Below are 21,689 nucleotides of genomic sequence, written 5' to 3' on the forward strand. Positions count from 1 at the left end.
AACCGCCATCGCGAGCAAGCTCGCTCCCACAGGGTTCTTTGGTCGTTATGAAGGATCGCTACCCAGCACCACATTCAATGCACTGCGCGCATCGTCCAGTTGCACCAGCGTCGCATGCCGCGCACCTAATGCATCACGATTCTCGATGGCGGTCAGGATTGCCTTGTGCCGTGGCAGCGCCAGTTCATGCAGGTTCGGCCGCTGGTTCGAATGTTTCAAGGCTTCGGCGATGGCCACCGAGAGCATGTTGCACAGGTTGGCCAGCAAGTCGTTGTGCGTGGCATCGGCAATGCGACTGTGGAAGTCCAGGTCAGGCTGCAACAGCGCCTCCGGCGTCGGTGCGGCTTCCATGCGCTGGTAGGCTTCACCGATGGACGCGATGTCTGCATCCGTGGCGAATTGCGCGGCGAGGGCGGCAGCAGCCGGTTCGATGATGCTGCGCACACTGGTCAGCAGGTCGAAAAACTGATTCTGCGGGCTGCTTTGCATCAACCAGTGCAGCACGTCCGGATCGAGCATGTGCCAGTCCTTGCGCGGCTTGACCACGGTGCCGACCCGCGGACGGGAATACACCAGGCCTTTGGCAACCAGGACCCGGGTGGCTTCACGCAGCACCGGCCGGCTGACCGCATATTCTTCGCACAACAGCGCTTCGGCGGGCAGTTTGTCGTCCGGCAGGAACCGTCCCGAGACGATCTGCATGCCCAGTTCCTGGACGATGCGCGAGTGCATGCTTTTGCGGTCGGAGGGTTTGCGGTAATCCATGGGGAGCGGCGCGGTCCTGTGCGAATAGGTGTCGCGCATGATAGCAGGCGCGGTACAAACTTGAGGTGGATACACAAACCAAATGTGGGAGCTAGCCCTGCTGGCGATAGCGGAGTGTCAGTCAACATTAATATCAACTGATAGGCCGAAATCGCTAGCAGGCTAGCTCCCACAGGGGATTTGTGTTGTCAGTGAGAGTGGCGCGGCACTTCAGCCCCGCGACAACCCACCAGGAAGTCGAAGTCGCAACCCTGGTCCGCTTGCAGCACGTGGTCGATGTACAGCTGGCGATAGCCACCGACGATCAGGTTCTGCGGCGGTTGCAGATCAGCCATGCGCGCGGCCAGTTCGGCATCCGGAATATCCAGGTGCAAACGGCCGCTGGCGCAATCGAGTTCGATCCAGTCGCCTTCCTTCACTGCGGCCAGCGGGCCGCCGGCCGCGGCTTCCGGGGCGACGTGCAGGACAACCGTGCCATACGCAGTGCCACTCATGCGCGCATCGGAAATACGCACCATGTCGGTCACACCCTGGGCCAGCAGCTTGGCCGGCAGGCCCATGTTGCCCACTTCGGCCATGCCCGGATAACCCTTCGGCCCGCAGTTCTTCATCACCAGGATCGAGTCGGCATCCACGTCCAGTTCCGGATCGTTGATCCGTGCCTTGTACATGTCAAAGTTCTCGAACACCACCGCGCGACCGCGATGCTGCATCAGTTCGGGCGTGGCGGCGGACGGCTTGAGCACAGCGCCCAGCGGTGCCAGGTTGCCGCGCAATACACAGATGCCGCCGTCGGCGCGGATCGGGTTGTCGAGGGTGCGGATCACTTCGTCCTCGCCATAGATCGGCGCGTCCCTGGTGTTCTCGCCGATGGACTTGCCGTTGACGGTCAGGGCATGCGGGTTCGGGATCAGGTCGGCTTCACCGAGGCGACGCAGCACCGCCGGCAAGCCACCGGCGTAATAGAACTCTTCCATCAGGAAGCGCCCGGACGGTTGCAGGTCGACGATGGTCGGCATGCCGCGACCGATACGGGTCCAGTCATCCAGGTCCAGTTCCACGCCAATGCGCCCGGCAATGGCCTTCAGGTGGATCACTGCGTTGGTTGAACCGCCGATGGCGGCATTGACGCGAATGGCGTTCTCGAAGGCCTCTTTGGTCAGGATCTTCGACAGCTTCAAGTCTTCGCGCACCATCTCCACGGCCCGCATGCCGGACATGTGCGCCAACACGTAACGGCGCGCATCCACCGCCGGGATCGCTGCGTTGTGGGGCAGGGATGTACCGAGCGCTTCGGCCATGCAGGCCATGGTCGAGGCGGTGCCCATGGTGTTGCAGGTACCGGCCGAGCGGGACATGCCGCCCTCGGCCGCGAGGAAATCGTCAATGCTGATGGTGCCGGCCTTGACCTGTTCGCTGAGCTGCCAGACCACGGTGCCGGAGCCGATGTCCTTGCCCTTGTGCTTGCCGTTGAGCATCGGCCCGCCGGTGACCACGATGGCCGGCACGTCGCAACTGGCGGCGCCCATCAGCAAGGCCGGGGTGGTCTTGTCGCAACCGGTCAGCAGCACCACGCCATCGATCGGGTTGCCGCGAATGGCTTCTTCGACATCCATGCTCGCCAGGTTGCGGGTGAGCATGGCGGTCGGGCGCAGGTTCGATTCGCCGTTGGAGAACACCGGAAACTCCACCGGGAAGCCGCCGGCCTCGATCACCCCGCGTTTGACGTGCTCGGCAATCTGGCGGAAATGCGCGTTGCACGGGGTCAGTTCCGACCAGGTGTTGCAGATGCCGATGATCGGCTTGCCATGGAACTGGTGGTCGGCGATGCCCTGATTCTTCATCCAGCTGCGGTACATGAAACCGTTCTTGTCGGCGGTGCCAAACCATTGGGCGGAGCGCAGGGTGGGTTTCTTATCAGACATGAGCGATTCTCTTATTGTATGACTATATTGTTCGAGCTGAGGCGTAACATAAGCGCAAATTCCGCGCTTTGGAAGTGTTGTTGAGTAAATAGTATTACTATATAGTCCGCTCAAACGGAGGGATGGCCCTGGCGAATTTTTCGCGAGAGGCGTCCCCCGAGGTTCCATAACAACAACAATCGGAGACCGATCTCATGAGCCAGGAACTGCGGCTTATCCGTCGCATCACGCTGAAACTGATTCCCTTCCTGATCCTGCTGTACCTGATCGCCTATGTGGACCGCTCCGCGGTGGGCTTCGCCAAATTGCACATGGGCGCGGACATCGGCCTGGGCGATGCTGCCTACGGTCTTGGCGCCGGGCTGTTCTTCATCGGCTACTTCCTGCTGGAAATCCCCAGCAACCTGATGCTCGACCGCTTCGGCGCACGGCGCTGGTTCGCGCGGATCATGGTCACCTGGGGTGCCATCACCATCGGCATGGCCTTTGTCCAGGGGCCGAACAGCTTCTATGTGATGCGCTTTTTGCTCGGCGCCGCCGAAGCCGGGTTCTTCCCGGGCGTTCTGTACTACATCACCCAATGGTTCCCGGTGCGCCATCGCGGCAAGATCCTCGGGCTGTTCATCCTGTCGCAACCCATTGCGATGATGATCACCGGCCCGGTGTCCGGTGGCTTGCTGGGCATGGACGGCGTGTTGGGGCTGCACGGCTGGCAGTGGCTGTTCATCGTCATCGGCACCCCGGCGATTCTGTTGACCTGGCCGGTGCTGCGTTACCTGCCCGACGGCCCGCAACAAGTGAAGTGGATGGACCAGGCAGAAAAGGACTGGCTGAGCACCGAACTGAAAAAGGATCTGGACGCGTACGGCCAGACCCGCCATGGCAATCCACTGCACGCCCTCAAGGACAAACGCGTCCTGTTGCTGGCGCTGTTCTACCTGCCGGTGACCCTGAGTATCTATGGCCTGGGTTTGTGGCTACCGACCTTGATCAAGCAATTCGGTGGCAGCGACCTGGTGACCGGTTTCGTTTCCGCGGTGCCGTACATCTTCGGGATCGTCGGCCTGCTGATCATTCCGCGCAGTTCCGACCGTTTGAACGACCGCTACGGCCACCTCGCCGTGCTTTACGTACTGGGTGCGATTGGCCTGTTCCTCAGCGCCTGGCTGGCGGTGCCGGTGCTGCAACTGGCGGCGCTGTGCCTGGTGGCGTTCGCACTGTTTTCCTGCACCGCGGTGTTCTGGACCCTGCCGGGTCGATTCTTTGCCGGCGCCAGTGCGGCGGCGGGGATCGCCTTGATCAACTCGGTGGGTAACCTCGGGGGTTACCTCGGTCCATTCGTGATCGGCGCGTTGAAGGAGTACACCGGCAATCTTGCGTCCGGCCTGTATTTCCTCTCCGGGGTGATGGTGTTCGGGCTGATTCTGACTGGCGTCGTCTATCGCCTGCTGGAGCGCAAACACGTCCTGCCAGTCGATCAATTTGCAGCAAGTGCACGCTAATGCAATGTAGGAGTGAGCCTGCTCGCGATAGCGTCGGCACATCCAATGTTGTCGGCGACTGATACATCGCTATCGCGAGCAGGCTCACTCCTACAGGGATCTGCGGTGTTTTTGAAGGAATAGGAGAAATTTCATGCGTTTGGTTCAGTTCGAATTGAGTAACGGCGAACGCCGTGTCGGTGTGGTCGAGGCAGGCCTGGTCCGTGAAGTGCAGGACGCGCGCACCGTTCGCGATCTGGCATTGGCGGCGATCGAGGCGGGCGCAAGCCTTGAGCAACAGGTGCAAAGTCTGGGGCTGGGCATCAGCCACGACTACGCCGAACTGCTGACGCAACGGCGCATTCTGCCGCCCCTGGACCATCCGGACCCGGCGCACCTGCTGGTCAGCGGCACGGGCCTGACCCATCTGGGCAGCGCGTCGGCCCGGGACAAGATGCACCAGCAAAGTGGCGACGAATCGGCGATGACCGACACCATGCGCATCTTCAAGTGGGGCGTGGAGGGCGGCAAACCGGCGGCGGATGAAGCCGGTGTGCAACCGGAATGGTTCTACAAAGGCGATGGCAGCATCGTCGTCAGGCCTGGGCAGCCGTTTCCCCTGCCGCCGTTTGCCGAGGACGCCGGTGAAGAGCCGGAGATCGCTGGCCTGTACGTGATCGGTCACGACGGCCAGCCGTATCGCCTGGGTTTTGCCGTGGGCAACGAGTTCTCCGATCACGTCATGGAGCGCAAGAACTACCTGTATCTGGCCCACTCGAAACTGCGCAGCTGCAGCTATGGCCCGGAACTGCGGGTCGGCGAACTGCCGCAGCATCTGGCGGGCACCAGCCGCATTCTGCGCGACGGCGAAGTGCTATGGCAGAACGAGTTTCTCAGCGGCGAGGCCAACATGTGCCACAGCCTCGCCAACCTCGAATTCCATCATTTCAAATACAGCCAGTTCCTGCGTCCGGGGGATGTGCACATTCACTTCTTTGGCACCGCGACCCTGTCCTTCGCCGACGGCATTCGCACGCAACCGGGCGACGTGTTCGAGATCACCCAGGCCGAGTTCGGCGCGCCATTGATCAATGGCATCGCACCGGTCGCAGCGGCTTTCGAACCCGGCACCGTCGGCACACTTTGAGGAGGTACCCATGACCCGGATCCTTGGTCACAACTACATCGGCGGCCAACGCAGCGCCGCCGGCAGCATCAAGTTGCAGAGTGTCGACGCCACCACCGGTGAGGCCTTGCCCGACGATTTTTATCAGGCGACCCCGCAGGAAGTCGATGCGGCGGCCACCGCGGCGGCTTCCGCGTACCCGGCCTATCGCAGCTTGAGTGCGGAGCGGCGGGCACAGTTTCTCGAGGCCATTGCCGATGAACTGGATGCCCTCGGTGATGATTTTGTCGCCGTGGTCTGCCGCGAAACCGCATTGCCTGCAGGCCGAATTCAAGGCGAACGTGGACGTACCAGCGGGCAGATGCGCCTGTTTGCCAAAGTCTTGCGTCGCGGTGATTTCTATGGCGCCCGGATCGACCGGGCATTGCCGGAGCGGCAACCGTTGCCGCGCCCGGATCTGCGTCAATACCGTATCGGCCTTGGGCCGGTGGCTGTGTTCGGTGCCAGCAACTTTCCGTTGGCGTTCTCTACCGCTGGCGGCGACACGGCATCGGCATTGGCGGCCGGCTGCCCGGTGGTGTTCAAGGCCCACAGCGGTCACATGGCCACGGCCGAGCAGGTGGCCGACGCGATCATTCGCGCCGCCGGGAAAACCGGGATGCCGGCAGGTGTGTTCAACATGATCTACGGCGCTGGCGTCGGCGAAGCGCTGGTCAAGCATCCGGCGATTCAGGCCGTAGGTTTCACCGGTTCGCTCAAGGGCGGTCGAGCCTTGTGCGATATGGCTGCGGCACGTGCGCAACCGATTCCGGTGTTCGCCGAGATGTCGAGCATCAACCCGGTGATCGTGTTGCCCGAGGCGTTACAGGTGCGGGCCGACACCGTCGCGCGAGACCTGACGGCTTCGGTGGTTCAGGGCTGCGGCCAGTTCTGCACCAATCCCGGACTGGTGATTGGCATTCGCTCGCCGCAGTTCAGCGCCTTTGTGCAGCAAGTGGCCGGGTTGATGGGGGATCAGCCGGCGCAAACCATGCTCAACGCCGGAACCCTGAGTAGCTATGGCCGGGGCTTGCAAAAATTGCTCGCTCATCCGGGCATCGAGCACCTCGCCGGCAGTCCGCAGCAGGGCAATCAGGCCCAGCCACAGCTGTTCAAGGCGAATGTCAGCCTGCTGCTCGACGGCGATGAAGTGTTGCAAGAGGAAGTGTTCGGTCCGACCACGGTGGTGGTTGAAGTGGCCGATCCTGCGCAACTGACGGCCGCCTTGAACGGCCTGCACGGTCAGTTGACCGCCACCGTCATTGGCGAGCCGGAAGACTTCGAACAGTTCGCCGGGCTGACGGCGTTGCTGGAACAGAAGGTCGGACGAATCCTGCTCAATGGCTATCCGACGGGCGTGGAAGTCTGCGATTCGATGGTGCATGGCGGACCGTACCCGGCAACATCCGATGCGCGCGGTACGTCGGTGGGCACCCTGGCCATCGATCGCTTCCTGCGCCCGGTGTGCTTCCAGAACTACCCGGACAGCTTGCTGCCGGATGCGCTGAAAAACGGCAATCCGCTGCGTATCCAGCGTCTGGTGGATGGGCAACCATCGCGCGAGGCGCTTTAACGGCTGACCACAATCCCTGTGGGAGCGAGCTTGCTCGCGATAGCGGCAGTCCAGTCGATGTAAGTGTTGACTGATGTTCCGCCATCGTCGGAACGCCGCCCGGAGCAAGCTCGCTCCCACAGGGAATGCGGTGCATGAGCTATCATTGCGTTTTTCTCATTCAAAGACTGATTGCCATGACTTCCCCAACCGACACCTTGCTCAATGCCCTCGAACACTGCGGAATGGTGGAGATCGACGGGCTGCATGCCTTCGAATTCGCCCTCGACGAGTTCGATAACCTGCACATTGAATGCATGGATGGCCGTGCGGCCAAACACTGGGAGTTCACCCCGGTGCAGATCCAGACCGCGACCTTCGACACCTCGCTGCAAAGCTGGTTGATCACCGGTAACTCGGGTGAACACCGTTTGGTGTGCCTGGGCGATGTCGTCAGCGGTGACAACGAAGATGACGACCAAGGCGATGCGTAACCTCTGGCCTCTGTTGATGGCTGGCAGCATCGGCGCCATGGGCGTCCAGGTCGCATCCGCCGATGACTATCAGCTGCTGGTGGGCTCCTACACCGCCGGTCAAAGTCAGGGCATCTACCGCCTGGCGTTCGACAGCAGCACCGGGCAGATCGATGCCAGCCCCCTGCAAGTGATCAAGAGCGAAAACCCGTCGTGGCTGACCCTGTCGAAGGACCAGCGACACCTGTTCGTGGTCAACGAGAATGGCCCGGGTCAGACCGATCCGGTCGGGCGCGTCAGCAGTTACGCGATTGATCCCAAGAGCCATGCGCTGATCCTGATCAGCCAGGTGCAAAGCCTGGGCAACGAGCCGACCCATTCCAGTCTCAGCACCGATGGCAGCCATTTGTTCGTCAGCAATTACTCGGTGGCCGAAGACCCGGGCGGCACCCTCGCGACATTGCCGGTGGCGGCCGATGGCAAGCTCAAACCGGTGGTGCAGATGAGCAGCCACCCGGCGAGCCGGGTCAATCCCGAGCGCCAGGCCTCGGCCCACGTGCATTCTGCGATCCCGTCGCCGGACGGTAAATACGTGTTCGCCAATGATCTGGGGGCGGATAAGGTGTTTACCTACCGCTTCGACCCCAAGGCCAACCCGCAACTGCCGTTGACCCCGGCCACCCCGGCATTCGTGCAGCTGCCGCCGGGCAGCGGGCCGCGCCACCTGCTGTTCAGCGCCGATGGCAAACACGCCTGGCTGACCATGGAAATGAGCGCGCAAGTGGCGGTGTTCGATTACCACGACGGCCGACTCGAACAGACGCAGATGGTTGATCTGGCTGCCGGGCAACCCGTCTCGGACAAGGCTGCGGCGGCGTTGCATGCCTCGGCTGACGGCAAGTTCCTCTACGTCAGCAACCGTGGCACGGCCAATCAACTGCTGGTGTTTGCCATCGATCCGGCCACCGGCCACCTCAAGGAGCTGCAACGGCGGGCGGTGGAGGGCGATCATCCGCGGGAATTCAGCCTCGATCCGAGTGGCAAATTCCTGTTGATCGCCAATCAGAAGAGCAACCAGATTGTCGTCGTCGAACGCGATGCCAGGACTGGTCTGCTGGGCAAGACCGTGCAAAAACTGCCGATGGACGCCCCGAGCGACCTCAGGTTTCTGCTGCGTCAATAAGCCGCAGGCCCCGGTTGATGGGGCCTGCCTGCTTTTATCAATGACGCTGATATCTGGTACTGCTACAAAGCATTTCAAGGCACGAACCCTCGAGGGTTAAGTTTGCTTCACGGCCCCACCGGGCAAGCAAGCCAACTGAATCCGAGGAATACCGCCATGAACTTCAATATCTTCTCTGTCATTGCCGCTTCCGCCATTTCTGCCACCGTTGCGCTGCCAGCCAGTGCCAACGTTGAAATCAGTGACAAAAAAGCCCACACCCAGAGCTACACCCAGAAGTACCTGCAACAGAGCGCCAATTTCTACGCCGCGCTGGATCACAAAAACCAGGCCTGAGCGTTCATCCCTGCCTTTATGCAGGAGCGAAGTCACTGATGATCGAATACCCTGATGTTGAAACGCAGGTGTTGAAAACGATCAGAGTGATGTCGCTCCTGCATAACGCATTTGCGACGGTATCAGTTTGCCATCAACGTCGCGCTTGATATCACATTGCCATGCGTTTAAATTGACGCTGATTTTTTGACTCCTCCTCACGGCAAGGATCGGCAGCATGGTGACGCGTCTGGCATTGGTTCTTCTTTTTCTCTATTCCACCCCCATTCTATCGGCGGTAGACCCTGTTCCGAGTGAGCCGGACGCTGCCCGCGAACGCTTGATGAGTTTTATTGAAGACTGAAATAGTCTGGCTTAATGATCAATGAAGTTGATGGTCACTATGGATAACCCTGAGTGGTTACCCAGGCTTTTTTGATCGATTCTGTGGGCATTGAAACATGCCTGCGGAGAACATCATGGCCAGCGCAATTCTCACTTCTGCCAAACACGGCGCCTATGTGGCGATCGGTCTTTACCTTGCCATGGTGCTGCTGGTCAGCCTTTCGCCGCAGGCGCAATCCACCTTTGAAGCACCGATCCAGGTCGCTCATCCCGGCATCCAGTTTGAACACCGTGCGCAAAACGCGGGCGTTGATCAGGCTGAACTCGCGGGAGTCGTCGGCGCATGAAAGGGCACAGACTCTGGGTCATCGCCTTCCTGGCGTTCATGACCAACGGATCCTCCCTGCTGGGGATCGGCCAGGGCTCGGCGGGCTCGGTGGCACGGGCCATCGAAGCCAACCACAACATTGCCCGCAGCATCGAAAACGCCAGTGCCCAGGGCATGCTGACCGGCAATCCGCCGATCAGGACAGAAGGGGTGGTTTTCGGGCCGTTCCAGGTGGATTGCTCGGCGCTCGGGATGTGTGAGGTGTTGGCCTGAAGCCCACTGTCGATGAAAGGCTTTGTGGCGAGGAGGCTTGCCCTAATGCCGATCAATTAACGCTTCGAACACCGCACCCCTGTGGGAGCGAGCTTGCTCGCGATGACGATCGCACAGTCAACACCTGCGTTACCTGACAGTCCGCTATCGTCGGAACGCCGCCCGGAGCAAGCTCGCTCCCACAGGTTTTGCTCCTTAACTGACTGGCATTAGGGCAAGCCCCCTCACCACAGTGTGCGGCGGCTTACTTGCGCATCACTCCGGTAAACAAATCCGACTCCAGAAACCGCTGCAACCAGTCCTGCAAGCGCCGATACGGCGTCTGCGCGACCCAGTCGCGGTCGACATGGGCGAACTGGCGCACGAAGGGCATCAACGCCACTTCGGCCAGGCTTGGATGATCGGCCAGCAAGTAATCGCGTCTTTCCAGCAATACCTCCAGCCTTTGCAGAAATACCTCGCCCTCGCCGCGATAAACCTCCATCGGCTGCTCGGGATAACGCTCGGCGTACTTGTAGCGATTCAAGTGTACCTTGAACACCTGATCGTTCTGTTCGATCAGCGAGGCGATTTGTGCCGCTGCCACAGGATCATCCTTGAGCAGCCAGTCCTGCGGATCGTTCTGCGCCAGGGCCCAGTGCATGATGTCGAGGCTTTCGTCGATCACCCGGCCATCGGTGCTCAGCACCGGCACCGTGCCTTTGCCCGACAGCGCGAGCATTTCGGCGGGCTTGGCCTTCAGGCTGACTTCGACGATGTCCACGGCCACTCCCGAGTAACGCAGGGCCATGCGTGCGCGCATGGCGTACGGGCAGCGGCGGAAGGAATACAGAGTATTCATTTCACCTCCAGGGTGCTCAGGCCGTTGCCCTGGCGTTGGACCTGAATCTGCACCGGAATCCGTTCATGCATTTCCTGCACGTGGGAAATCACCGCGACCTTGCGGCCCTGGGCTTGCAGGCCGTCGAGGGCGTCCATGGCCAGTTGCAGGGATTCCGGATCGAGGCTGCCGAAGCCTTCGTCGATGAACAGCGATTCGATTTTCAGCGTACTCGACGCCATCGATGCCAGGCCAAGGGCCAGCGCCAGTGATACCAGGAAGGTCTCGCCACCGGACAGTGAATGCACCGAACGCAGTTCGTCGCCCATTTCGGTGTCCATCACCAGCAACCCGAGCATGCTGCCGCCGCGCTTGAGGCGATAGCGGCGCACCAGTTGGCGCAATTGCACGTTGGCGTGGTGCACCAGCAGGTCGAGGTTGTAGGCCTGGGCGATCTTGCGGAAGGTGTCGCCGGTGGCGGAGCCGATCAACGCATTCAGGCGCGCCCAGCGCTGGTATTCGCTGTAGGCGTCGGCAATCTGTTGTGCCAGGGCCTGATTGACGTTCTGCCGGCGCTGGTCCTCGGCCTGCTCGGCGCGCAGTTCGGCGCAGTGCTGTTCGCTGGTGACGGCGAGGTTTTGCAGGTCGATCAGCGCACTGGCCAACTGCTCGGCATCGAGGTTGCCGTTCTGTTGAGTCTGGTGATCGAGCAGGCGCTTGTCGCGCTCCTGCACCAGGACGCTGGCCTGTTCGATGGCTTTTTCGCTGTGCTGCAAGCGCTGGCGCAGTTCGCTGACCTGGGTGTCGTCGACGCGCAACAGGTCTTCGAGGCCGCCGTCATCCAGTTCGGGATGGCGGGCACGCCAGTCGCCGATTTTGCCGGCGAGCTCACGTTCTTCGCCTTCCAGTGCGTGCAGGCGTTCCTGCTGGGCCTTGAGCTCGGCGGCGAGTTGCACTGATTGCGTGACGACGCTTTGCAGCGTCTGCGCGGTGCTGGCTTCGGCGCTGCGCGCCTGTTCCACGGCCTGTTCCAGTTGCTGCTGCCAGTGCTCGGCGCTGCTGTGCTCACCGAGTAATTGCCCGAGTGTGTGCTGGCAAGCCTGTTGCTGCTCGGCCAGTCCATTGAACTGCTGTTCGGCGGCCTGCAATTGCTGCACGCGGCTTTGCTGGCGATCCTGTTCCTTCTCCAGGTTTTGCTGACGCTGTTGCTGCTCGGCCAGTTCTTCCTTTTGTTGCTCGAGTTGCGCCAGGCGCTCGGCGATCTGCCGGTCGAGCTGCATGAAGGTCGCGGCCGGCTCGACGCGCAGCGCTTGCAGGGTCTCGGCTGGCAGCAGATGGGCGAATGCGCTGAGTTCTTCGTCCAGACGCTGGCGGTCGTTGCCCAGTTCGCGCTGTTGATTGCTCAGGTGCTGGGCCGCTTGCTGGTGCGCGGTTTCGGCATGGCGCAGTTGCTGGGTCAGGCGTGCGGCATCCTGTTGCAGGGTGAGCAGCGCGCTCTGCCGTTGCTCGTCCTGGCTGATGCTCTGGTTGAGCTGGCTGTTTTGCTGAATGAGCCAGGCATCGCGTTTGGCGGCATCCTGATTGAGCAGTTGGGCAGCCAGCGGATGCGCTTCCAGGCTTGGGGCGAGGGCCTGCTGCTGAGTCGCCAGTTGCTCTTGCTGTTGCAGCAGTTCCTTTTGCTGGGCGATCAGCCCGCCGACTTCGGCGCGCAAGTCGGTGAGTTTTTCCTTGAGCAGGTCAACGGCCTTCTGCGCGTTGGCCTGTTCGCTTTCATCAAAACGGCCGAGGCTTTGCAACAGGGCTTCGGGCTGATGATAGGGATGCTCGTTGCTGCCGCAGACCGGGCATGGCTGGTCGTCCTGCAACTGCGCGCGCAGCTCTTCGACACTGGCACTGCGCGCCAGACGCTGGCGCTCCAGCAGTTCGCGGGTGACGTTGAGGGTCTGTTCGGCAACGCTCAAATCAGCCTTGGCCTTGACCCCGTCCTGGGTCAGGCGTTCACGTTCCTGCTGCGCGGTGAGCTGGCGTTGTTGCAGCTCGGCGCCGCGCTTGTCCAGGTCCTGCTGGCTGGCCCATAGGCGCGCAAGGTCTTCGACGGCGCGCAGTTGCTTGCGGTTGTCCTGCAACAGGCTGCCCAGAATACCGATCTGCTCGGCGACGGCATCCGGTTCGGCGCCGGCCTCCTTGAACAGCACCTCCAGTTGCTGCTTCTGTGCGCTGAGCGTTTGTTCGGTGCTCGTGGCGTTTTGTTCGAGGCTGGCCAGTTCGGCCTGACCCTGATTCAACCGGTTGCCGATCAGCACCAACTGTTGCAGGCGATCACGGTAGGCATTCCAGGCATCGCTCAGCGGAGCCAGATGCGTGCTTTGCTCCAGCTCGGTGGCGATGCGCTGCAAGTCCCCGGCGCCCCGGGTTTGCTGATCGAGCAAGGTCTGAATCGTGCTCTGGCCCTGGCCGCAGGCCTGCTCGGCATTTTGCTTTGCCTCGGCACTGAGGGCGGTGTCCTTGGCGAGGCGGGCGAGGGTGCTTTGCGCTTCGAAGGCCTGGCGCAGTAGCGGCGCGCTGGCGGTTTGCCGTTGTTGCGCTTCGTTCAACGCGATCCGGGCGGCGCTAAGCTGTTGCTCGAGCTGCGTCTGACGCTCGCCGAGTTCGCCGTGCTGCTGCGTGTGCAAGGCAATTTGCGCCGCCAAGGGTGTCAGCAGCCCATCGACCTCGGCTTTACGGGCGAACTGGTGCCGTTGCGGGGCCAGCTGTTCGAGGTGGGTGAGCTTCATACGCTCACTGGCCAGGGCCTCCCAGTGGGTCTGTGCCGATTGCAGTTGTTCGCTGGCGGCCAGATGTTCGTCCTGCAATCGACGCAGGTCCTTGAGCCAGGTGTCTTGCAGCTCAAGCTGTTTGAGTTGCGCCTGTTGGGTCTTGAGTTGTTGTTGCGCCTGGTTGAAGCGCTCATCCAGTTCTGCGCGGGCTTCGGGCGACAGCGGCGTCACACCGCTGGCCTGATCCTGCAGCAGCTTGTGCGCCTCGCGAGCCTCTTTGGTCTTGTCGAAGGCGCGACGACCGAGGCGGGTGTAGAGTGCCGTGTCGGTGAGTTTTTCCAGCAGTTCGCTGCGGTCGTTGTCATCGGCCTTGAGGAACGCACTGAACTCGCTTTGCGCCAACATCACCGCGCGGGTGAACTGTTCGAAATTCAGCCCCAGCGCGGCTTCGAGCTGAGTCTTGTATTCGCCTTTCTGGCTGGCGAGCAATTGATCCTGATCGATGTCACGCAAGCTCTGGCGGCTGGCCTGCAGCTTGCCGGCGGCCTTGTCCCGGGCGCGATTGGCTTCCCAACGGGCGCGATAGCGGCGGCCGTCGACACCGACGAAATCCACTTCCGCATAGCCTTCACCCGTGCCGCGACGCAGCAGGGTGCGCGGGTCGCCGGTCGCGATTTCGCCATCGGCGTCCGGGACCTTGGCATCGCGGCCGGTGTTGTTCAGGCGCGGTACGGCGCCAAACAGCGCCAGGCACAGGGCATCGAGCAAGGTGCTTTTGCCGGCGCCGGTGGGGCCGGTGATGGCGAACAGTCCGGCACTGGCCAGGGGTTCGGCGGTGAAGTCGATTTCAAATGGCCCGGCCAGGGAGGCGAGGTTTTTCAGGCGGATCGCGAGGATTTTCATGGTTGTTCGCTCTCCATCTGTACGTCCTGCAACAGCTCGGCAAAGTCCTTGAGGGTCTGTTCGTCGACCTCGCTGCCATAGTTGTCCTGCCAGGCGCGGCTGAACAGTTCCTGAGGCGTGAGCTGGTCCAGTTCGATCAGCGTGCTGCTTTCGTTGGCACCGTCACGGCCACCGTTACCGGCGTATTCGGCGGCGATGCGCACCAGGCGCACGGCCTTGCCTTGCAGGGCGGTTTCCACTTGATTGCGCAGGTCGGGCTGCGGTTCATCGAGGCGCACCCGCACCTCCAGCCATGGCTGGCGCTGGATCTCGGCCAACAGGTCGATGTTCGGCAGGTCCGCCAGTTGCAGCAGGATCTCGCTCAATGGCGCCGGGCCGATACGTTGCAGGTTGACCGCGCGGGGGATCAGCTTCGGCTCGACGCTGAGCAGGGTTTCGCCGTCGAGCTTGATGTCGAGAATTTGGTGCTGATAGCTGATCTCGGAGAACGACAGGGGGATCGGCGAGCCGCTGTAGCGGATGCGCTCCTCGCCGTTGATCTTCTGCGGCTTGTGCAAGTGGCCGAGAGCGACATAGCTGATGCTCGACCCGAACAGGTTGGCGGGCAGGGCCTCGGCATTGCCGATGATCAGGCTGCGCTCGGAGTCTTCCGACACCGAGCCGCCGGCCATGTGTGCGTGGCTGATGGCGATCAGTGCCTGGCCCGGCTGGCGCTTGGCGTTGGCCGCTTCGATCAGCCACTCATGCACCTGACCGATCCCGCGCAAATAGTTGTCGCCCAAATGCGCGCCGGTGACTTCCGCCGGGCGCAGGAATGGCAGCGCCAGGCACCAGCCGGCGACTTCACCACTGGCATCCGGCAAGGGCAGCAACAGGCGCTCGGCGTCCAGTTGCCCGTCATCCAGCCACAGCACGCGGCCGAGCGCATGAGTGCGCAAGCGGCGCATCAACGGTGCGGGCAGTTCGATCCGCGAGCCGGAATCGTGGTTGCCGGCGATCATCACGATGGTCAGCGCGGGCTGCTGTTCGTGGGCGCTGACGATGAAGTCGTAGAGGCGTTCCTGGGCTTTGACCGGCGGATTGACGGTGTCGAAGATATCGCCGGCGATCAACAGCACATCCGGTTGATCCAGTTTCAGCTGGTGCAACAGCCATTCGAGAAAACAGCCGTGTTCGAAATCGCGATCCTGGCCGTGCAGGTTCTGCCCGAGGTGCCAGTCGGAGGTGTGAAACAAGCGCAAGGCGGACTCCGCTACAAAATGGGTAATGGCCGCGGGAAAAATGAAGGCGGCGAAAGGGGGGAGAGTTTACTGGTAAAAAAGTCTGGTCGCTGCATGGATGTCTTCGAACCGTACACCTGTGGCGAGGGAGCTTGCTCCCGCTGGGCTGCGAAGCAGCCCCATTACCAGGCGATGAAGTACACCCAAAGGTCCGAGTCGACCGGGATGCGACTGCTGCGCMGTCGAKCGGGAGCAAGCTCCCTCGCCACAGGCAAGCCCCCTCGCCACAAGGGTCGGTGTTTACTTGGGATAAAGCGGCGGCAACCCACTCTCACCAACCGGATCCTGCACCCGTTCGGCCATCGGGATTGCCTTGATCGCCCGCCACAACTCCTCACCTTGCCAGTACTGGCCGGTTTCGCTGTACAGCGCGCCGTTCAGGCCGTCGAGGGCGTCGGACAGTGGCACGAAGCGGGCGGCCATGTCGGCCAGGGTTTCCGGTTGTTGCCGGGCCCAGGCGTCAAGGGCCTGGCGGGTGGCGTGGGAGTCGTTGGCCTGGCAGGCGCGCTTGAGGTCGTCGAGTACGGTGCGTGGGCTCGGGCCGGTTTGCGCGACACGCGCCACCGCCGGTTGCCAGCGGCCACGCCACCAGAGGCCGAAGCCGAGCAGGGTGGTGCAGGCCAGGATCAAGGTGCTGAGCTTCCAGCGCCAGAGCGCTTCGCTGTCGGCGCTGGCATCGATCGGTGAGGCGCCGGACGGGGTGTCCACCACCAGGCTCGGATTGGCCGCCACGTGCAGCGTGCGAGCCGGCAGGCTGCTGTGTTCCAGATGGTCTTCAAAGGTGTTCCACCAGACCAGGTCGACGGTGGGCAGCTCGATGGCGCCGGTCCGTGTCGGCACCAGGGCTTCTCGGTCTTCACGGCTGCCGACCAGGCCGCGTTCGCTGTTCTGGTTGCCGAGCACCGGTTGATCCGGGTAGCGGCGCAGGCCGCCGACATCGGTGCCGGGCAGTGGTGGCAGTTGGGTGCTGGACAAGCCTTCGGCCGTCACTGTCAGGCTGCGGGTCAGTGAATCGCCGACCTGGGTGTGGTCCGGCTCCGGGTTCCAGCTTTCGCTCAGGCTCAGGCTGCGCGCAGGCAGCCAGGGTGCGTCGGCCGGATAGGTGATGGGTTTGGCCTTGACCGTCAACAGTAGTTCGGTCGAGGTGACGGGCATCAGCTTGCCGGATTTCGGCCCTTGGGCGGCGTCCTGGGTCGGTTGCGCATCGACCAGCGCGGCGTTGAAGACCTGCGCCGGAATGATCAGTTCGCCACTGTGTTGCGGGTAGATCGCATAGCGCATTTCGATCACGCCGTGGCGCTGACCATCGATGTCTTTTTCGTAGGTGCGTGAGTCGCCCAATTGCTCGATGCGCGCATCTGGTATCTGCAAGGGGGGCAGGCTGCTGTCGTCGTACAGCGAAACCGAATGGTAGATACGCAGGGTCAGGACCGCCTGAGCCTGAACGTACACACTGGTTTGATCGAGGCTGGCATCGATGAACACCGGGGCCCGTTTGTTCGGGTTGTCCGGTGTTTCGCTCTCGACCACTTGCAGGGTGATCGGCTGGCTCTGCAGTTCGCCCAGTTGCAGTGGCGGAATCACCACGCTGCCGTTTTGCCGGGGCAGGAGGGTGACGATCCAGCGCGTGGCGGCCTGGTTTTCGCCGCTGAGGGTGTTCAACTGGTTGACCTGGCGTGTGCCGCGCACTTCGAACAACGGCTCCAGCGGTACCAGGTCGGGTTTGCCGAACTGAGTGACATCGGTGGATTCCAGGGTCAGCTCGACCGTCTCGCCTGAGCTGAGGCGACTGCGGTCCACACTGGCGACCAGCTCTGCTGCCTGTGCCTGAACCGCGCAGAACAACAGGCCATGCAGCAGCGCGAGCAATAAAACGGTGAAGCGGGTCATCGAGTTTCTTCCTGATCCTGATGTTGTTGCTGTTCGTACCAGAATTTGCGCCTGAGCAGTTCACCAGGGTCATCCGGAATCTGCCGCAGCCACTGCTCCAGTGCCTGGCGCTGTTCACCTTCGATACCGCCGGTGGCCGGGCGCAAGGGTGGTGTAGTGTGTTGTTCGTCACCCAGTTCGCTGCCTGGTACTTCGTTGGTTCCCGGTTTCGGCGGTGTGGTGGGCGGTTGTTGCTCACCCGGGCTGGGCGGTTGCCCATCGTCGCTGCTCGAGGGTTGGGCAGCAGCACCGGGCGGTGGTTCCTGCGATTCGGCTTCGGGCCGGGCGTTGCTGGCTGCGTCTGGCTCAGGAGGGGGGGGAGTGTTTTTCTCCTTGAGCAGACGTTCCACCAGCGCCTTGTTGGTCAGTGCCGGACGCAAATCAGGTTGACGTTCCAGTGCCTGTTCGTAAGCGTCCAGGGCGGCCTCCAGCTCACCACTCTTGGCCAGGGCGTTGCCCCGATTGTAGTGGGCATGGGCATCGTTGCCCTCGGCAAACCGCTCGGCGGCGCCGGCGTAGTCTGCGGCTTCATAGAGCGCCACGCCTTGCCACTGATGGTCTTCGAAGCGCCGGGCGGCCTCGGCCGGACGCTTGTGTTTGAGTAATTGCACGCCTTGTTGATCAGGACGCAGCCACAGGTCTGCGAGGTCGAAGGCATAGCCGGGTTGCGGTAGCGCCAATAGCAGCGGCAGACACAGCAACCAACCACGACGTCCTGCGCAGGCCGCGAGCAGCAGCAGTGGCAGCAGCAGCCAGTAACCCTGGTCGGCCCAGGTGTCGAGGCGCAAGGTCTGACCGTCGTTGCGCAAATTGCGTGGACCGTCGAGCAGGCCAAGGGCGTGCAGGTCGCTATCGTCCAGGCGCGCCTGGCGAAAGCGTCCATCCAGGTCGTTGGCAAAACCTTTCAGGCCGGGCTCGTCGAGGCGCGGCACGAGAATGGCGCCTTGTTCATCCTTGAGGAAACTGCCGTCCTCCTGGGTGATGGGCGAGCCTTCGGCGGTGCCGATGCCGAGCATCAGGAATTGAGTCGATTTGCCGTTCAGCGCGCGACGGATGCCCAGCCGCTCTGGTTCGGTCAGGGACGAACCCATCAGCAGGATCCGACCGTCGCCCAAAGCAGCCTGTTCGAGCAGCGCCAGGGCCTTGAGTACCGCCAGATCGGCGCGATGACCGGGCTCTGGCATCAACGACGGTTTCAGTGCATCCAACAGGTTGCGGCTGGTGGAAAGATCATCTGACAGCGGTACCAGCGTGTGGGCACTTCCGGCATAGACGACAATGGCGGTTTGCGCGTCGCTGCGGACCTGCAGCAGGTCGTACAGCTTGCGCCGGGCCTGTTCCAGCCGATTGGGCGTGACGTCGGTGGCGAGCATTTCCGGGGTCAGTTCAAGAACCACCACCAACGGGTCCGCGGGTTTCTGGCTGGTTTGCTCGACGCGTTCCCAACCCGGACCCAACAGCGCGAGCACGGTCAACAGCCACGCCACGCCGAGCGCGACCCAGGGCAGTTTACTGTCGCGACCACTGCCGCCGCTGAGCAGTGCCGAGTGAAAGGCCGGCGGCAGGATCATCTGCCAGCGCCCGGCGCGCTTCTTGCGGTGCCAGAGTTGCCAGAGCAACCAGCCAAGCACCGGCAGCAATAGTAGCCACCAGGGCCGGAACCAGTAGGGCCACAGCGCACTCATCGGCGCCTCCGCAGACGCAGGCGTTTAAGACGCTGGCGCCAGTCGGGCAGCAATTGCGTTTGCAAATACAGATCCTTGGTAAACAGGCGTTGCAACGGGTTGTCCGGCCAGAGTACGGGAACCACCAGCAGTATGCTCAAGCACAGCGCCAAGGCGAGCGGCCAGTGATACAACGCTTGAGTCGGGCGGGCCTGGGTGGGTTGTTGGGCCACGGGCTCCAGTTGGTCAAGGGTGTCCTTGATCGATTGCAGTTCCTTGCCATCGTGGGCGCGGAAATACTGGCCGTCGGTGGCTTCGGCGATGGCTTTCAGGGACGGCTCGTCGAGGTCCAGGCTCGGATTGACACCGAGGAACCCCACGGAGCCACTTTGTTCCGGATCGGCACCGATGCCGATCGGGTAGATTTTCACACCTTCCTGGGCCGCCAGTCGGGCGGCGGTGAGCGGATCGATTTCACCGCCATTGTTGKCGCCGTCGGTGACCAGTATCAGCACGCGGCTTGTTGCAGGACGCAAACGCAGGCGTTTGAGGGCCAGACCGATTGCATCGCCGATGGCGGTGTTTTTGCCGGCAATGCCGATGCGCGCTTCGTCGAGCCAGACGCGTACGGTGTGGCGGTCGAAGGTCAGCGGTGCCTGCAGGTAGGCCCGGCTGCCAAACAGGATCAGGCCGACGCGGTCACCTTCGCGACTTTCGAGGAAGTCGCCGAGCAGGTGCTGGACCAACGACAGTCGACTCACATCTTCGTCCTGCCACTGCATGTCAGGGAAATCCATGGAGCCGGAAACGTCCACCGCCACCAGCAGATCGCGGCCGCTGGCGGCGATCGGCAAGGGTTCGCCGAGCCACTGCGGGCGCGCCGCCGCGACCAGCAGTAACAGCCACAGCAAAATGAACGGCGTCTGTTGGCGCCATGCCGGCAGGTTGGCCCGGGCGCGACGCCCGGCGAGGCCTTCGAGATCGCTCAGGAAGCTGACCTTGAGTGCCGGTTCGCCACTGTCGGCCACCGGCAATACGATGCGCATCAGCCACGGCAGCGGCAGAAGGGCAAAAATCCACGGCCAGGCAAATTCAAACATGCTTGCGAATCCATGTGTCGACGGCCTGGGTCAGGCCGGCGATCGCCTTGTCGTCGAGCTTGCATTCGGGTTTGTAGGCGCCCTCCACAAGCACCATCCAGCGAGTCAGCCCGGCCGCCGGGCAGCGGTTGTCGAGGAACGCCAGCCATTTGCGGCCGTTGAGGGTATGGCTCTGGCTGTAGGGGTAATGGTTGCGGCACAGGCGTTTGAGCAAGCCGTTGAGTTGCTGCAGCCAGGCACCGGCTGGCGCACCGTCGTAGGGTTTGGGCATCAAGGCCAGCTCCGCCAGGGCGGCAAGACGCACCGGGTCAAGCGGCTGTTCAGCACGTACCACTGGGCGCTTGTCCAGAATAAGGCGACGCAGCTTCCACAGGCCCAAACCGATCAGTGGCACCAATAAAAGCAGCAACCACCAACCCGGTGCCGGAGGCCAGAATTCCACCGGTGGCGGGGATATCAGGGGTTGCAGTTGATCAAGGCTGCTCATCGACCTTTCCCCGGTTTCTGTGGGTTCAGGTATTCGCGCAGTTGTTCGACCATCTCGCTCTGAGTGCTCAAAGGCATCATCAGTACCCGTAGTTTCTGCGCGAGCAGCTCCCAGCGAGCGATGCGTGCTTCGGCCTGAGCCCGGTAAGTCTGGCGCAGGTCGAAATTCAGCGTATCGAGTTCCAGTTGCGCTCCACGCTCGGCGAAACGTAAAAGTCCCGCGGCGGGCAGGGCATGATCCAGCGGATCGGACACCGGGAGCAACAACAGGTCGCAATGACGTGATAACAGGCTCAGCTGTTGCTCGGCGCTTTCCGAAAGCGCGCGTTCATCGCAAATCACAATCACAAGGCTGCCCGGGCGGGACACTTCCCGGGCGCGGCGCAGGGCGATACCAAAGGCATCACGGTCCGGTTCGCTTTCGCTGTTGAGCGACTGATTGACCCGCACCAGCCGATTGAGCAGCTGCAGCAGGCTTTGCTTGCTGCGCCGAGGCTTGATTTCGTAGTGCTGATTGTCGCCATACACCAGCCCGCCGACCCGGTCGTTATGCCCCAGGGCTGCCCAACCGATCAGGCTCGCGGCCTGTGCGGCGAGCACTGATTTGAACATCAGGCCCGAGCCAAAAAACAGCCGGCGGCTTTGTTCGACCATGATGAAAATCGGCCGCTCACGTTCTTCGTGGAACAGCTTGGTGTGAGGCTCCTGGGTGCGTGCGGTCACGCGCCAGTCAATGGTGCGCACATCGTCGCCGGCCTGATAGACCCGTACCTGATCGAAGTCGACGCCACGGCCGCGCAATTTGGAATGGTGCAGGCCGATCAGCGGGCTGCGTTGGCTCGGCGTGGAAAACAGCTGCACTTCGCGCACGCGATGGCGCATCTCGATCAGGTCGGCGAGGCTGACACGGATGCCCGGTTCGGGCGGCAGGCTGGCTTTCATCGGG

General features: G+C 62.4%; 19 protein-coding genes. 9 read left to right on the forward strand and 10 right to left on the reverse strand.

Annotated features, from left to right (window positions below; all coding sequences use genetic code 11):
- Nucleotides 1–45 precede the first annotated feature (45 nt).
- Together AC1DU9_RS22070 and AC1DU9_RS22075 are read right to left on the reverse strand one after the other, a co-directional pair.
- Nucleotides 46–765 carry a FadR/GntR family transcriptional regulator gene (locus AC1DU9_RS22070; protein WP_158273935.1) on the reverse strand — a complete coding sequence of 240 codons (720 nt, stop codon included), beginning with the start codon at nucleotides 763–765 and terminating at the stop codon, nucleotides 46–48.
- A gap of 188 nt (nucleotides 766–953) precedes the next feature.
- The gene (locus AC1DU9_RS22075) at nucleotides 954–2,690 is read right to left on the reverse strand and encodes an IlvD/Edd family dehydratase (RefSeq protein WP_223463805.1); all 1,737 of its coding nucleotides are present in this window, start codon (nucleotides 2,688–2,690) and stop codon (nucleotides 954–956) included.
- Between the two features lie 194 nt (nucleotides 2,691–2,884).
- Here AC1DU9_RS22075 and AC1DU9_RS22080 point away from each other — a divergent pair, with 194 nt between their 5' ends.
- The 9 genes from AC1DU9_RS22080 (at nucleotide 2,885) to AC1DU9_RS22120 (ending at nucleotide 9,805) form a co-directional block, all read left to right on the forward strand.
- On the forward strand, nucleotides 2,885–4,192 hold the full coding sequence (locus AC1DU9_RS22080; protein WP_223463804.1) for an MFS transporter: 1,308 nt from the start codon (nucleotides 2,885–2,887) through the stop codon (nucleotides 4,190–4,192).
- 133 nt (nucleotides 4,193–4,325) lie between these two features.
- Nucleotides 4,326–5,318 (forward strand): AraD1 family protein, encoded by a 993-nt coding sequence (araD1, locus tag AC1DU9_RS22085; protein WP_223463803.1) that lies wholly within the window; start codon nucleotides 4,326–4,328, stop codon nucleotides 5,316–5,318.
- A 10-nt stretch (nucleotides 5,319–5,328) separates the two neighbouring features.
- Complete coding sequence (locus tag AC1DU9_RS22090) at nucleotides 5,329–6,909, forward strand: aldehyde dehydrogenase (NADP(+)) (protein WP_223463802.1); 1,581 nt, start codon at nucleotides 5,329–5,331, stop codon at nucleotides 6,907–6,909.
- 134 nt (nucleotides 6,910–7,043) lie between these two features.
- Nucleotides 7,044–7,382: a DUF5629 family protein gene (locus AC1DU9_RS22095; protein WP_223463801.1), complete on the forward strand. Its 339-nt coding sequence runs from the start codon at nucleotides 7,044–7,046 to the stop codon at nucleotides 7,380–7,382.
- A complete protein-coding gene (locus tag AC1DU9_RS22100) occupies nucleotides 7,375–8,544 on the forward strand; it encodes a lactonase family protein (protein WP_223463800.1) in 1,170 nt (389 codons plus the stop codon). The genes AC1DU9_RS22095 and AC1DU9_RS22100 overlap by 8 nt, the downstream gene beginning before the upstream one ends.
- Before the next feature lie 156 nt (nucleotides 8,545–8,700).
- Nucleotides 8,701–8,880: a hypothetical protein gene (locus AC1DU9_RS22105; protein ID WP_102673592.1), complete on the forward strand. Its 180-nt coding sequence runs from the start codon at nucleotides 8,701–8,703 to the stop codon at nucleotides 8,878–8,880.
- A 217-nt stretch (nucleotides 8,881–9,097) separates the two neighbouring features.
- Nucleotides 9,098–9,223, forward strand: coding sequence for a hypothetical protein (locus AC1DU9_RS22110; RefSeq protein WP_263289964.1), 126 nt, complete (start codon nucleotides 9,098–9,100; stop codon nucleotides 9,221–9,223).
- 115 nt (nucleotides 9,224–9,338) lie between these two features.
- A complete protein-coding gene (locus AC1DU9_RS22115) occupies nucleotides 9,339–9,551 on the forward strand; it encodes a hypothetical protein (protein ID WP_477810785.1) in 213 nt (70 codons plus the stop codon).
- Complete coding sequence (locus AC1DU9_RS22120) at nucleotides 9,548–9,805, forward strand: hypothetical protein (protein WP_223463798.1); 258 nt, start codon at nucleotides 9,548–9,550, stop codon at nucleotides 9,803–9,805. The genes AC1DU9_RS22115 and AC1DU9_RS22120 overlap by 4 nt, the downstream gene beginning before the upstream one ends.
- A gap of 244 nt (nucleotides 9,806–10,049) precedes the next feature.
- On the opposite strand, the gene AC1DU9_RS22125 is transcribed toward AC1DU9_RS22120, so the two are convergent.
- The 8 genes from AC1DU9_RS22125 to AC1DU9_RS22160 form a co-directional block, all read right to left on the reverse strand.
- Entirely contained in the window at nucleotides 10,050–10,646 is a 597-nt protein-coding gene (locus AC1DU9_RS22125; RefSeq protein ID WP_477810786.1) for a glutathione S-transferase, read from the reverse strand.
- Nucleotides 10,643–14,284 (reverse strand): AAA family ATPase, encoded by a 3,642-nt coding sequence (locus tag AC1DU9_RS22130; protein ID WP_477810787.1) that lies wholly within the window; start codon nucleotides 14,282–14,284, stop codon nucleotides 10,643–10,645. The genes AC1DU9_RS22125 and AC1DU9_RS22130 overlap by 4 nt, the downstream gene beginning before the upstream one ends.
- Nucleotides 14,281–15,525 (reverse strand): exonuclease SbcCD subunit D C-terminal domain-containing protein, encoded by a 1,245-nt coding sequence (locus AC1DU9_RS22135; RefSeq protein WP_477810788.1) that lies wholly within the window; start codon nucleotides 15,523–15,525, stop codon nucleotides 14,281–14,283. The genes AC1DU9_RS22130 and AC1DU9_RS22135 overlap by 4 nt, the downstream gene beginning before the upstream one ends.
- Before the next feature lie 279 nt (nucleotides 15,526–15,804).
- On the reverse strand, nucleotides 15,805–17,454 hold the full coding sequence (locus AC1DU9_RS22140) for a BatD family protein (protein WP_477810789.1): 1,650 nt from the start codon (nucleotides 17,452–17,454) through the stop codon (nucleotides 15,805–15,807).
- Nucleotides 17,451–19,178, reverse strand: a complete 1,728-nt coding sequence (locus tag AC1DU9_RS22145) for a VWA domain-containing protein (RefSeq protein ID WP_477810790.1) — start codon at nucleotides 19,176–19,178, stop codon at nucleotides 17,451–17,453. Before AC1DU9_RS22145 ends, AC1DU9_RS22140 begins: the two co-directional genes overlap by 4 nt.
- On the reverse strand, nucleotides 19,175–20,257 hold the full coding sequence (locus AC1DU9_RS22150) for a vWA domain-containing protein (RefSeq protein ID WP_477810791.1): 1,083 nt from the start codon (nucleotides 20,255–20,257) through the stop codon (nucleotides 19,175–19,177). The genes AC1DU9_RS22145 and AC1DU9_RS22150 overlap by 4 nt, the downstream gene beginning before the upstream one ends.
- Nucleotides 20,250–20,744 carry a DUF4381 domain-containing protein gene (locus AC1DU9_RS22155; RefSeq protein WP_223462909.1) on the reverse strand — a complete coding sequence of 165 codons (495 nt, stop codon included), beginning with the start codon at nucleotides 20,742–20,744 and terminating at the stop codon, nucleotides 20,250–20,252. Before AC1DU9_RS22155 ends, AC1DU9_RS22150 begins: the two co-directional genes overlap by 8 nt.
- The gene (locus AC1DU9_RS22160; RefSeq protein ID WP_223462911.1) at nucleotides 20,741–21,685 is read right to left on the reverse strand and encodes a DUF58 domain-containing protein; all 945 of its coding nucleotides are present in this window, start codon (nucleotides 21,683–21,685) and stop codon (nucleotides 20,741–20,743) included. Before AC1DU9_RS22160 ends, AC1DU9_RS22155 begins: the two co-directional genes overlap by 4 nt.
- Nucleotides 21,686–21,689 lie beyond the last annotated feature (4 nt).

The sequence above is a fragment of the Pseudomonas sp. P4_C1 genome, from assembly GCF_056402155.1.